Below are 12546 nucleotides of genomic sequence, written 5' to 3' on the forward strand. Positions count from 1 at the left end.
ACCATTATATGTTTATGGACAAACTTGCAAAAGTATTGTTAGCTTGTTGCGGAATATTTTTGGTGATTGGGGTTATTTATTTAGTTGTTTTTGCGAAGTGAAAAAGCGTCAATCGTGGCAGAATGATATTGCCATAGATTGACGCTTTTAATATATGTGAAAAGGAATAGAACATGAAAATCAACCAATACATAAGCGAAGCAAAATCATGCTCCAGACGTGAAACAGATCGCCTCATTAAAGCTGGACGCGTGGCTATTAATGGTGAAATATGTACGCACGGTGAACTTGTGAGCGATGGTGATGTTGTAACGATTGATGGGCAAGTTATTGTAAAAGAAGAGAAAGAAAAGGTGTACATAGCCTTTCATAAACCAGTCGGAATTACTTGTACAGCAGCTGATCATATTGAAGATAATATTATTGATTATATCAATTATCCAGAGCGAATCTTTCCAGTTGGACGATTAGATAAAGCATCGGAAGGACTTATCTTATTAACGAATGACGGCGGCATTGCGAATCGAATTTTACATGGTGATCATGAGCACGAGAAGGAATATGTTGTCACAGTCGATAAACCTTTTACGGACTGGTTTATTGATGAGATGTCCAGCGGTGTAAAGATTAAAGATGGAATGACGAAGCCGTGCAAAGTGACAAGAGTCGATCAATCAACATTTCGTATTGTTTTAACGCAAGGAATGAACAGGCAAATTCGTAGAATGAGTCGAGCTTTCGGGTTTACTGTAATAAAGCTAAAGCGAGTACGCATTATGAATATAGAGCTAAATGAGCTTGAAGTTGGAAAGTGGCGGAGCGTTACAGCTGAAGAGTTAGAAATTTTAATAGGGCAGTTATAGGGAGGGGAAATTTTCTCCCTATATTTTTTTTGTCAGAAAAAATAAAACTATTGATTTTTTAAAAAATAGCCCATATAATAAAAAACAACAAGTTTCGACAAGATATTTTATAAAAGTAATGATGAGGACATGAGTTGTATTTTACGATTCTCAGAGAGGGAAGCCTTAGGCTGTGAGCTTCCTAATACGAAAAGACAAGCTTACCACCTCTAAACTTCAAGAGTGAACTGCATACATGATGCATTGTAATTCTTGGCGGATAAAACCGTTATCAATTTACACGAGCTATAAAATGAGCTTATTTCGTTATAAATTCATTTTATTAGAATAAGGGTGGAACCACGATTTCAACACTCGTCCCTTTGTTAGGGACGGGTGTTTTTTGCGTTCTTTTACGGGGAAGTATGCTTGAAAGAGGATATGTGACGGATTTTAATTCAGAATATTTTGTTAATTTATTATTTTAGGAGGTTAGTAGAAATGAAATCATCTTTAAAGTTTTCAGAGATGTTTGCAATAAGTTTAATGTTATTTGCACTGTTTTTTGGTGCAGGTAATATGATTTTTCCACCAGCGTTAGGGCAAGGTGCTGGAACGGACGTATGGATCGCGCTGTTTGGTTTTATCGTAACAGGCGTTGGACTACCTTTATTAGGAGTAATTGTTATAGCTTTAAAGGGAGATATTAATGAGCTAGCAGGACGTGTACATCCTATATTCGCACTTGTTTTTATCACTGCAATTTATTTATGTTTAGGCGTATTCGTAAGTGTGCCGCGTACAGGAACAGTAGCTTATGAGATGAGTGTTGCACCGTTTTTACCAAGTGAGATAGCTGGTCAGTCATATCCACTTGTTATCTTTACACTTATTTTCTTTGCAGTCACTTTCTATTTAGCTTTAAATCCTTCGAAATTAGTGGGTCGTATTGGTAAGGTGCTAACTCCAATATTATTAGCTGTTATTGCAATTATCGTAGGTAAAGCACTTATTACACCAATTGGAGAATTTGGTGCACCAACAGAAGCGTATAGTGCTCCTCTCTTCAAAGGATTTATTGATGGATATTTAACTTTAGATGGACTTGCAGCACTGGTATTCGGAAATGTTGTAATTCATGCGTTAAAAGAAAAAGGCATTACAAATAAAAACAGTATTGCAAAAGTAACAATCTTTGCAGGATTTATTGCAGCGCTTGGTCTACTACTTGTGTATTTAGCACTTGCTTATCTTGGAGCTTCTAGTGTGTCACTTGGAATGGGTGCAAACGGAGGAATTATTTTAACAAATGTCGTGAATCATTTATTTGGTAGCTACGGAACTTTATTATTAGGGATCGCAATTACAGCAGCATGTTTAACAACTTCTGTAGGTATTGTTGCAGCTTGTGGTGATTACTTCTCTTCCTTATTACCAAAGCTTTCTTATCAAAAAGTCGTTTTCATTTTCTGTGTATTAGCATTTATGGTAGCAAACCTTGGGTTAACTCAGTTAAATGCATTAGCATTACCAATCTTAATCGCAATTTATCCAATTGGAATCGTACTTATCGTATTATCACTTGTTGAAAACTACGTTCGTCTTCCATTAGCGATGTATGTGGGCGGGATTGTAGGAGCATTTGCAATAAGTTTCTTTGATGGATTACACAATGCAAACCTTCAAATTGCAGCGCTAGCACCTATTTTAGATAAGATTCCATTATATAGTGTAGGAATTGGTTGGTTAGTTCCAGGCATAATCGGTATAGGCTTTGGTTATATAGTTTCTAAGTTTCAAAAGCAGGAAATTGCTGTAGAGAAATAGAGAAAAGAGACTTTCTATAATAGAAAGTCTCTTTTTTGTAAAAAAAGCCGCATATAGAGAAATTCAGATATTAAAAATTTTATACGTAATATAGTTGACAAAAAATTTATGAGTAGGCTAAGATTGACTTAGTTGTGGAAATATTGGAAGGGAAGTGAGGAAAAAGGGGTTTCTATAACTATAGTGTTGTTATGGGAAGAGGTGAAAGAAGAGGAGAAGAGATAGTTTATTTTTTTTGATTTGCATTGAGAATGATAATCAATAAATACGTTTTATCATTTTTTCTCAGTTTCTATGCCTTCGTATAAGGAATAGGGTGAGATATTATTTTTAATACTCAATGAGAATGATAATCAATAATACTTATGTTACATAAAAGAATGCTAATTAAATAATAGGTAGAAGAGATTATTTTTTTTCTTATAAATTGAGAATAATTATCATTTTCAAAAAGTGAAATGAAAGATAACCAAGGAGGAAACAAGAAAAATGAAAAAGGTTTCTGTATTACCTGCTTTTATTATAACGTTCGTATGTATGTTAGCTTTTCTTGTAATGCCATACGGGAATGTATCAGCAAAACTAGCTGATGGTACTTACGATATTAATTACGTAATTCAAAAAGCGGAAAATGATTCAGCTTCAATGGCAAATGACTATTTTGAAAAGCCGGCAAAATTAATAGTGAAAAACGGTGAGATGAGAGTACAAGTTCCGATGAATCATAGTGCTTGGATTACAGAATTTAAAGCACCAGAGAACGGGAATTTTGTTGATGCGAAAGTTGTTAGTAAAGATGAATCGGCAGATAAAAGAACAGTAGAGTTTAAAGTAGATGATTTATCTAAACCAGCAGCTGTAAAAATTCATGTTGTTGTACCAAATGCAAACTATGACCACCACTACACAATTCGTTTTGCATTTGATGCAAATGTAAAAGCTGTAGGTGGCGATAACGGCGTAGCTGCTACAAAAAAAAATAATGATCAAGCGAAAACAGATACACATGTAAAAGAAGAGAAAACAAAAGTAGAGAGTAAGGAAACAGCTAAAGAAGTGAACAAAGAAACAAAAAATGAAAATGGAAAAGCTGAAAAAACAGATAACCCAAAAACAGGCGATGAAGCACGTATTGGATTGTTTGCAGCGTTAATTCTTATTTCAGGTGCTTTCTTAATTCGTAAAGTGAAGTTGAGTAAATAAATCTTTTGAAGGGTGATGAATATATGTTTAAACAATTTAAAATGATTATTGCCGTATTTGCTGTTTTATTTACGTTTATCGCAACACTAGGTTTACAAGATGCAAAGGCTGCTACAAAACTAGCTGATGGAAAATATAATATTGCTTTTACTGTATGGAAAGGCGATAAAGATGAATCGTCTAGAATGAATAGTTATTTTGAAAGCCCAGCAACATTAACAGTTAAAAATGGAAAACAATACGTTTCATTTAAAGTGAAAGATAGTGCTTCTATTAAAAGTTTCCAAGTAGAAAAAGATGGTCAATTTGTAGAAACAACCGTGTTAAGTGAAAACAAAAAAGATAATACTAGAGTAGTAGAATTTGAAGTTGCTGACTTGTCAAAAAAACTAAATGGAAAGGTGAAAATTAATATTCCAATTATTAATTATAATGCTTCGTATGATATTCGCTTTGTATTTGATGGGAGCAGTATTAAATAATTTTCAAAAGGGAGAGTCGTTCCATTGAACAGGTATACAAAAATTATTGTTGCTATGTTTTTAATGATATTTACATTCGTATCAACATTACAACCACTTGCAGTTCAAGCAGCTACCAAGTTGGCTGACGGTGAATATTCAATTGGCTTCAAAGTTTTAAAAGATACATCAGATGAAGAATCGATGATGAATCAATATTCAGTAAGTCCGGGAACTTTAAAAGTGAAGGATGGGAAAAAGAAAGTATCCTTTACATTAACTAATAGTTCATGGATTACGAAGTTTGAAACAGAAAAAGCAGGTAAGCTAGTTGCGACAAATGTAATTAGTGAAGATAAAGAAAAAGATACAAGAGTAGTAGAATTTGATGTAGAAGATGTAGAGAAGGTATTAAATGCAAAAGTAAAAGTAGATATTGATTTTTTAAATTATCATCATGAGTACGACGTTCGTATTGCATTTGATCAAAATAGTATTACACCAATTCATGTGGAACAACCAAATGAAAAAGAGGACCCAGCTAATAAGCCAGATCCAAATGAAAAACCGGATCCAAGTCAGAAGCCCGACCAAAAGCCTGACCCAGATCAACAACCAAATTCTAACACAATTACAGATGGTGCGTACAGCATTCCATTTAAAGTGTTAAAAGATCAAACAGATGAAGAATCTAAGATGAATACTTACATGGTAAATCCAGGAGTATTAAAAGTAGAAAACGGTAAGAAAAAAGCAATTGTAACATTAAAAAGTAGCTCATTAATTAAAAATTTTCAAACGGAAAAAGATGGCACATTTGTTGATGCAAAAGTAGTAAGTGAGGATACGGAAAAAGATACAAGAGTAGTAGAGTTTGAAGTAAACGATTTATCTAAAAAACTAAATACAAAAGTATTTATCGAAATGGCATCAAGAAATTATAAGCAAACGCATGATGTACAACTTTTATTTGAACAAGATAAACTTGAACAAATTAAAAATGAAGAGAAACAACCAGAAGTAGAAAAACCAGAAGCAGAAAAACCAGAAGTAGAAAAACCAGAAGCAGAAAAACCAGAAGTAGAAAAACCGGAAGTAGAAAAACCAGAAGCAGAAAAACCGGAAGTAGAAAAACCGGAAGTAGAAAAACCAGAAGTAGAAAAACCAGATGCTGAAACAATTAAAGATGGTGAATACAGCATCAATTTCAAAGCATTAAAAGATCAAACAGACGAAATTTCAATGATGAACACATATACAAAAAGTCCAGGTGTGCTAAAAGTAAAAGATGGTAAGAAGTATGTATCATTTACGTTAACGAACAGTTCTTGGATTACAAAATTTGAATTTGAGAAAAATGGTTCGTTTGTTGATGCACATGTAATAAGTGAAGATAAAAAAGCTGATACACGCGTAGTGGAAGTAGAAGTACCAGATTTATCAAAAAAGTTAAATGCAAAAGTAAAAGTAGATATCGATTCAATGAATTATCACCATTTTTACGATATTCAATTTGCATTTGATAAAGGTAGCATTAAGCCGTTAGATAGCCAAGGCGGAAACAACAACCAAGGCGGAAACGACAACCAAGGCGGAAACGACAACCAAGGCGGAAACGACAACCAAGGCGGAAACGACAACCAAGGTGGAAACGACAACCAAGGTGGAAACAACAACCAAGATGAAAATAATAAACCGAGAGTAATAGTTGATTCGAAAAATTTAGTAGATGGCCAATATGATATTACATTTAAAGTATTAAAAGATAAAACAGATGAGATTTCAAAGATGCATGACTATGTTGTAAATCCAGCGAAATTAATCGTAAAAGATGGTAAAAAATATATTGAGATGACGCTGAAAAATAGTGCGTGGATTACGAAATTCCAAGCGGAAAACAATGAACTATTCGCTGATGCGAAAGTAGTAAGCGAAGATAAAAATGCAAATACGCGAGTAGTACAGTTTGAAGTAGAAGATCTATTTAAAAAATTAAACGCAAAAGTAAAGGTAGACATCGATGAGATGAACTACCATCATTTCTACGATGTACAAATTCAATTTGATACAAATAATATCGGCGCGTTAGGAACTATTAAAGAGGAACCGAAAAATGAACCGAAAAATCCAGTGACTACACCGAAAGTAGATAATGTAAAAACAGTAGGTACTCCTAATTTTAATCGAAATGCAGATGGTCACAAGAAAAAAGAAGATACAAAAAATGATTCGAAAAAAGAGAAAAACTCAAAAACTGCAGATACAGCACAACTTGGTTTATACATGGTGTTACTGCTAGGTTCACTTGCTTTACTAGTTCGTAAATATAGAGCAGGTAGATTGTAATTTTTGGAGTCTTGATGCATGTTCGCGTGCATCAAGACTTGTTTCATATTGTATGGAAAGGAGTGGTGATTGAGAGTGAAGAAAATTGCAAGTGTACTAATGGCTATCATTTTGTTAATGAGTATAGTCGGGTGCTCATCACCAAAAAAAGAATCAGCAAAGCAGGTAAAGAGTGAAAGTAAAGAGCGCGTCGTTGCAACAACAGTGGCTGTTACTGAAATTATGGATGCGTTAGAAGTAGATTTAGTCGGCGTTCCAACAAGTTCTAAAACTTTACCGAAGCGATATAAAGGTTTACCTGAAGTTGGGAATCCAATGAGTCCAGATATGGAAAAGGTAAAGTCATTAAAGCCTTCAGAAGTGTTATCTGTGACAACACTTGAATATGAATTAAAGCCAGTTTTTGATGGTGTGGGTATGAAAGCAAACTTTTTAGATTTAACGAGTTTGAAAAATATGCAAAGTTCTATTAGCGATTTAGGTAAGAAATATGGGCGTGAAAAACAGGCCGAAGCAGTAGTAACTAAATTAGATAAAAAGGTTGCTAGCATTCAAAAAGAAGTAAAAGGAAAGAAAGAACCGACAGTGCTTATTTTATTAGGTGTGCCAGGAAGTTATTTAGTAGCAACAGAGCATTCTTATATTGGAGATTTAGTGAAACAACTAGGTGGTAAAAATATTGTGCAAGGTGAACAAGTAGAATATTTAGCTTCTAATACAGAGTATTTAAAGAAAGCTGATCCAGATATTATTTTACGAGCAGCTCATGGTATGCCTGATGAAGTTGTAAAAATGTTTGATAAAGAATTTAAAACAAATGATATTTGGAAACACTTTGCTGCGGTTAAAAATAACCGTGTTTACGATTTAGAAGAGCGTTTATTTGGAACGACAGGTAATTTAGCAGCAATTGAAGCATTAGATGAATTGAAAAAAATGATGTATCCGTGATGCATTTTAATATAAAGGAAGAGTAGAATGAATAAAAAAACTTGGAGTTTCCTCATTGTTACTGCATTGCTTATTGTTATGACATCATTGTCAGCGATGAAAGGTAGTTTAGAAGTAGGTATTGTTGAACTTGTACAAGGGATATTTACAGGTGGAAATGAAGATGTTGAAGTCATTAAAGATTTACGTTTTCCGCGTATTATTATTGCGTTGTTCACTGGAGCGGCTCTCGCTGTTTCAGGTGTGCTTTTTCAAGCTGTTATGAAAAACCCACTCGCTGATGCTGGGGTAATCGGTATATCTTCAGGAGCAAGTTTTATGACACTCGTTATTATTACGTTGTTCCCGCAATTCTTTTTCTGGACACCCGTATTCGCCTTTTTAGGTGGTGCGCTTGCATGTTATCTCGTTTATTCGTTTTCATGGAAATCAGGATTAAGCCCGCTTCGCATTATTTTAATTGGTATTGCCATTAATGCAATGTTTACTGGATTAAATGAATCATTCGTTACGATTTGTGGATATTTTATTAAGAGTATTAAGCAAACGACCACTTCTAACATAACAATGAAGACGTGGGGCGATGTAGAAATAATGGTGACTTATGGAACGATTGGTCTTATTCTTGCTCTGTTCGTAGGAGCTTGGTGTAACTTATTATCGCTACAAGATAAGACTGCGAAAAACTTAGGCTTGCACGTGACGAGAGTTCGTCTTATTATTTCTGCCATTGCAGTACTCTTAGCGGCAGTATCAACAGCGATTGCAGGTGTTATTGCTTTTGTAGGATTACTAGTTCCGCATATTTCAAGACAATTAGTCGGTTCAGACCATAAAGTATTAATTCCATTTTCTGCTCTTGCAGGGGCGTTATTAATTTTGACGGCAGATACGATTGGAAGGTTAATTGTGCCACCTAACGAAATTCCAGCAGCAACAATTATGGCGGTTATTGGTGGTCCATTCTTAATATTCTTGCTTAGAAAGAGTGATAAAGTTCATGGAAATTAAAAATGTAACCTTTTCATACGATAACGTAACAAATCGATTAAAGTCTGTTAGTAGTGAAATAGAAATTGGGAAAATTACAACAATCATTGGACCGAATGGATGTGGGAAATCAACATTACTTAGTGTCATGTCTAGAAACCACGCTCCTAGCAGTGGAGAAGTAATACTTGATGGGAAAGCGATTAGTGAATATAAACCGAAAGAGTTTGCTAGAAAACTAGCGGTTGTCCATCAACAAAATGAGGCTCCAGCAGATATTACAGTGGAAAAGCTAATAAGCTTCGGGCGTATGCCATATAAAAATATATTCTCTCCGCAAACAGATGAAGATAGAGAAGCGATTGAGCGTGCGCTAGTATGTACGAATTTACAAAGTAAGCGTGATAAGCCAATTTATGCTTTATCTGGTGGAGAGAGGCAGCGAGTTTGGATCGCAATGACATTAGCTCAAAATACACCAATGCTCTTCTTAGATGAGCCGACCACATATTTAGATATTTACTATCAGCTAGAAATATTAGAGTTAGTGAAAGAGTTAAATGAAGTGCATGGACTAACGATTGTAATGGTATTACATGATATTAATCAAGCCATTCGTTATAGCGACCATATTATCGTTATGAAAGATGGAGAAATCATTACGAAAGGTAATCCTAATGATGTAATAACAGAAGAAATGGTTAAAGCAATATATGGTGTAGATGTCATTGTAAAGCAGGATGAAGATACCGGATTGTACATGGTACCTATGGGAATCTAAAGGCTGAGCATAATCCGTTTTGAGGTGATAATTTGAATAGTAAGAAAGGACGGAAAAAGAATTCTTTTTTTCAACGCATACTTACAATTGTGTTTTTAGGAATCTTTTTCTATTCAATATATGAGTTGGGCGGGATTTTCATGGATTATTATGAAAATCGTAAAGTAATGGCTGAGGCACAACATATTTATAAAAGAAGTCCAATGGAAGAAAAATCAGAAGATGGAGAGGTACGTAAACAGTTTCAGGATCTCCAGAAAATTAATCCAGAGATAGTCGGATGGATTACGATGGATGATACACAAATTAATTATCCAATCGTTCAAGCAAAAGATAATGATTACTATTTATTTCGTAATTATAAAGGTGAAGATATGAGAGCGGGAAGCATTTTTATGGACCATCGTAATGATGTGAAATCTCAAAATCGAAATACGATTTTATATGGCCATCGTATGAAAGACGGTTCTATGTTTGGTAGTTTAAAAAAGATGTTGGATGAAGACTTTTTTATGTCTCATCGTAAATTATATTACGATACATTATTTGAAGGATACGACGTGGAAGTTTTTTCAGTATACACGACAACAACGGACTTTTATTACATTGAAACGGATTTTGAAAATGATGCAGCATATACATCGTTCTTAAAGGAAATTCAAGAAAAATCACTGTACAAAACGGATACGGAATTGACGGCTAATGATGAAATCGTAACACTTTCTACTTGTGACTATGCGCTTGATCCAGAGGCTGGAAGGCTAGTTGTACACGCAAAATTAATAAAAAGAAATTAAAGAAAAAAGTATAGAATATGAGAAGTGATAGATAACGCTTCTCATATTCTATACTTTAAAAAAGGACTGTTTTTACTGTGCTGCAGCCATTGGCATACGTACAACTTTTACATCATAGTAAGCAATTTTATTATCAAGAATATATTCTGGCATTCCGCCTTGATGTGAGTGAGCATCTTTAAATGCAGCACTCTTTGTCCAACCTTGGAAATCTTCTTTTGCATTCCAGCGAGTGCTAATTGTTACTTCATCATAATCAACTGTATTTTGCGTTAAAAGAACTTCTAGACCTAAAAAGCCTGGCATCGTTTCAACTTTACCTACTTTATTAAAACGCTCAATTAATTTATGTCCATTTCCCTTTGTAATTTTAGCTGTATTTGTAACGATAATCATGTTTATTCCTCCTATAAATATAGCCTTTATTTTCGAGAACTCATATACATTAAATGATAATGAAAATCATTATCATTGTCAATGCTAAATATGAAATATAAAAGTTTTTTATATTATATTGGACAGTAAGATTTCCAGTTCAAAATGTAGTAAATATGTGGCAGTTAAGCGAGAGAATGAGCGAGTTGTACTAGCAAAGCAATAATATGGTATAGTGAAACGAGGCTGTTTTTTCAGTCTCGTTTTTTAAATGCTTCCTGTAGAGAAAGCATGCAAATGGAAAGGAAGTTATTATATGCGATCAGAAGTAACTGTAAAAATAAAACCGAAATTTATAAAAGAAATTAAAAGTGGATATCCGCTTATTTTAAAAGATGCGATTCAAAATTTAAATGATGTTCGTGAAGAAGGAACAATCATTAAAGTAGTAGATGAGAAGAACCAATTTATCGGAAAAGGCTATTATGGAAAACAAAATAAAGGATACGGCTGGATTTTAACGAGAAAAGAGAGTGAACAAATTAATCAATCTTTCTTTGAAAGTAAAATCAAATCTGCCTTACATAAACGAAAGCAATTTTACAAATCAAGTGATACGACAGCATTCCGTGTGGTGAATGGTGAAGGTGATGGTCTTGGAGGACTAATTATCGATTATTATGATGGCTACTACGTAGTAAGTTGGTATAGTGAAGGGATTTATACTTTCAGAGATGAGATTATAGCCGCTCTTCAAAAAGTAGCAAACTTTAAAGGTATTTATGAGAAAAAGCGTTTTGATACGAAAGGGAAATATATTGAGGGGGATGATTTCGTAGCAGGAGAGCGCGGCGAGTTCCCACTTATCGTAAAAGAGAACGGTGTAAACTTTGCGGTTTATTTAAATGATGGGGCAATGGTTGGGGTATTTTTAGATCAACGTAACGTTCGAAAACAAATTCGTGATAAATATGCAAAAGGAAGAACAGTGTTAAATATGTTCTCTTATACAGGTGCTTTCTCTGTATTTGCAGCTCTTGGCGGAGCGAGTAAAACGACGAGTGTTGACCTTGCAAATCGTAGTTTAAGTAAAACGATTGAGCAGTTTAGTGTAAATGAAGTTGATTATGAAGCGCAAGATATTATTGTAGAAGATGTATTTCTTTACTTCAAATATGCAGCGAAGAAAAAAATGAAATTTGATATGGTCGTACTTGATCCTCCAAGCTTTGCACGCTCAAAAAAATATACATTTAGTGCAGCAAAAGATTATAAAAATTTATTAAAAGAAACAATTGCTATTACAGAAAATAACGGTATTATCGTTGCTTCTACAAACTGTAGCGCATTCGATATGAAAAAGTTTAAAGGCTTTATCGATACAGCCTTTAAAGAAATGAATGGCAAATATAAAATGTTAGAAGAACATTCTTTACCAGAAGATTTCCGTACCATTGATCAATTTAAAGAAGGAGACTACTTAAAAGTAGTTTTCATCGAGAAAATTAAAGGTTAATAAAGAAAAGGAGCTCGAGTTTACTTGAGCTCCTTTTCTTATTGAACGATATTTTGTACTCTACCGACTTGCCCGTCCTGCAATCGCACTTTAATGCCATGCGGATGGGAAGGGGAGTTTGTTAAAATATCTTTTACAATTCCACGTGTTAATTTGCCTGTTCGTTGATCTTGTTTTAATACAATATCAACTTCAAGACCGGGGGCGATATTAGAACGTTTTTGTCCGTTCATTTATACACCTGTACGTCTACGTTGGTTGTTTGTTTTCTTTGTTTGTTGGTTTTGTAATTTTTTTGTTTCTTGGCTTTGATTTTTTGCATTTTGACCATTTCCATTTCCTTGCTTTTTCTTAGCAAGTTGTTCACGCATTAAATCAGCTAAGCTTACTTTTTTGTTTTCTGACATGATAAGTCTCCTTTATATAAAGTTAATTATGAACAATCGTAGTGAATTTC

Annotated in this window: 13 protein-coding genes and 1 other annotated feature; of the genes, 10 read left to right on the forward strand and 3 right to left on the reverse strand. The window is 34.2% G+C overall.

The genetic code is table 11. The features are described 5' to 3' along the window. Positions 1–173: 173 nt before the first annotated feature. From AU379_RS01700 to srtB, 9 genes are all read left to right on the forward strand, one after another. Complete coding sequence (locus AU379_RS01700; protein ID WP_000700746.1) at positions 174–863, forward strand: 23S rRNA pseudouridine(2604) synthase RluF; 690 nt, start codon at positions 174–176, stop codon at positions 861–863. 109 nt (positions 864–972) lie between these two features. After that, positions 973–1228: a binding site (T-box leader), on the forward strand. A gap of 115 nt (positions 1229–1343) precedes the next feature. Continuing rightward, entirely contained in the window at positions 1344–2669 is a 1326-nt protein-coding gene (brnQ, locus tag AU379_RS01705) for a branched-chain amino acid transport system II carrier protein (RefSeq protein ID WP_000842650.1), read from the forward strand. A gap of 489 nt (positions 2670–3158) precedes the next feature. Then, positions 3159–3872 carry a heme uptake protein IsdC gene (isdC, locus tag AU379_RS01710; protein ID WP_000757960.1) on the forward strand — a complete coding sequence of 238 codons (714 nt, stop codon included), beginning with the start codon at positions 3159–3161 and terminating at the stop codon, positions 3870–3872. A 23-nt stretch (positions 3873–3895) separates the two neighbouring features. Further along, positions 3896–4354: an NEAT domain-containing protein gene (locus AU379_RS01715; RefSeq protein WP_000476165.1), complete on the forward strand. Its 459-nt coding sequence runs from the start codon at positions 3896–3898 to the stop codon at positions 4352–4354. A 24-nt stretch (positions 4355–4378) separates the two neighbouring features. Continuing rightward, positions 4379–6679 carry an NEAT domain-containing protein gene (locus AU379_RS01720; RefSeq protein ID WP_061138925.1) on the forward strand — a complete coding sequence of 767 codons (2301 nt, stop codon included), beginning with the start codon at positions 4379–4381 and terminating at the stop codon, positions 6677–6679. Positions 6680–6748: 69 nt separating this feature from the next. Then, positions 6749–7630, forward strand: a complete 882-nt coding sequence (gene isdE / locus AU379_RS01725; RefSeq protein WP_061138926.1) for a heme ABC transporter substrate-binding protein IsdE — start codon at positions 6749–6751, stop codon at positions 7628–7630. Between the two features lie 27 nt (positions 7631–7657). Further along, a complete protein-coding gene (locus AU379_RS01730) occupies positions 7658–8641 on the forward strand; it encodes an iron ABC transporter permease (protein WP_001036848.1) in 984 nt (327 codons plus the stop codon). Continuing rightward, a complete protein-coding gene (locus AU379_RS01735) occupies positions 8631–9401 on the forward strand; it encodes an ABC transporter ATP-binding protein (protein ID WP_000403761.1) in 771 nt (256 codons plus the stop codon). Before AU379_RS01730 ends, AU379_RS01735 begins: the two co-directional genes overlap by 11 nt. 32 nt (positions 9402–9433) lie before the next feature. Next, positions 9434–10198 carry a class B sortase gene (gene srtB, locus AU379_RS01740; protein ID WP_048533848.1) on the forward strand — a complete coding sequence of 255 codons (765 nt, stop codon included), beginning with the start codon at positions 9434–9436 and terminating at the stop codon, positions 10196–10198. A 72-nt stretch (positions 10199–10270) separates the two neighbouring features. Here srtB and isdG read toward each other — a convergent pair whose 3' ends face one another. Beyond that, positions 10271–10594, reverse strand: a complete 324-nt coding sequence (isdG, locus tag AU379_RS01745) for a heme oxygenase (protein WP_000587818.1) — start codon at positions 10592–10594, stop codon at positions 10271–10273. Between the two features lie 295 nt (positions 10595–10889). Between isdG and AU379_RS01750 the strand changes: the two genes are divergently transcribed. Further along, the gene (locus tag AU379_RS01750; protein ID WP_001255973.1) at positions 10890–12089 is read left to right on the forward strand and encodes a class I SAM-dependent rRNA methyltransferase; all 1200 of its coding nucleotides are present in this window, start codon (positions 10890–10892) and stop codon (positions 12087–12089) included. A 38-nt stretch (positions 12090–12127) separates the two neighbouring features. Here the strand turns inward: AU379_RS01750 and AU379_RS01755 are convergent, their stop codons facing one another. Further along, positions 12128–12322, reverse strand: a complete 195-nt coding sequence (locus tag AU379_RS01755) for a YwbE family protein (RefSeq protein WP_001014310.1) — start codon at positions 12320–12322, stop codon at positions 12128–12130. Further along, entirely contained in the window at positions 12323–12496 is a 174-nt protein-coding gene (locus AU379_RS30445; protein ID WP_001293578.1) for a hypothetical protein, read from the reverse strand. Between the last annotated feature and the right edge of the window lie 50 nt (positions 12497–12546).

Origin of the sequence: Bacillus sp. JH7 (assembly GCF_001563515.1) — a bacterium.
Lineage (GTDB): Bacteria > Bacillota > Bacilli > Bacillales > Bacillaceae_G > Bacillus_A > Bacillus_A cereus.

Excerpts from the sequence above, each read along its gene's own strand:
- AU379_RS01700 (WP_000700746.1), top strand. The coding sequence starts at position 174 with ATGAAAATCAACCAATACATAAGCGAAGCAAAATCATGCTCCAGACGT.
- brnQ (WP_000842650.1), top strand. The coding sequence starts at position 1,344 with ATGAAATCATCTTTAAAGTTTTCAGAGATGTTTGCAATAAGTTTAATG.
- isdC (WP_000757960.1), top strand. The coding sequence starts at position 3,159 with ATGAAAAAGGTTTCTGTATTACCTGCTTTTATTATAACGTTCGTATGT.
- AU379_RS01715 (WP_000476165.1), top strand. The coding sequence starts at position 3,896 with ATGTTTAAACAATTTAAAATGATTATTGCCGTATTTGCTGTTTTATTT.
- AU379_RS01730 (WP_001036848.1), top strand. The coding sequence starts at position 7,658 with ATGAATAAAAAAACTTGGAGTTTCCTCATTGTTACTGCATTGCTTATT.
- AU379_RS01735 (WP_000403761.1), top strand. The coding sequence starts at position 8,631 with ATGGAAATTAAAAATGTAACCTTTTCATACGATAACGTAACAAATCGA.
- isdG (WP_000587818.1), bottom strand. The coding sequence starts at position 10,594 with ATGATTATCGTTACAAATACAGCTAAAATTACAAAGGGAAATGGACAT.
- AU379_RS01750 (WP_001255973.1), top strand. The coding sequence starts at position 10,890 with ATGCGATCAGAAGTAACTGTAAAAATAAAACCGAAATTTATAAAAGAA.
- AU379_RS01755 (WP_001014310.1), bottom strand. The coding sequence starts at position 12,322 with ATGAACGGACAAAAACGTTCTAATATCGCCCCCGGTCTTGAAGTTGAT.
- AU379_RS30445 (WP_001293578.1), bottom strand. The coding sequence starts at position 12,496 with ATGTCAGAAAACAAAAAAGTAAGCTTAGCTGATTTAATGCGTGAACAA.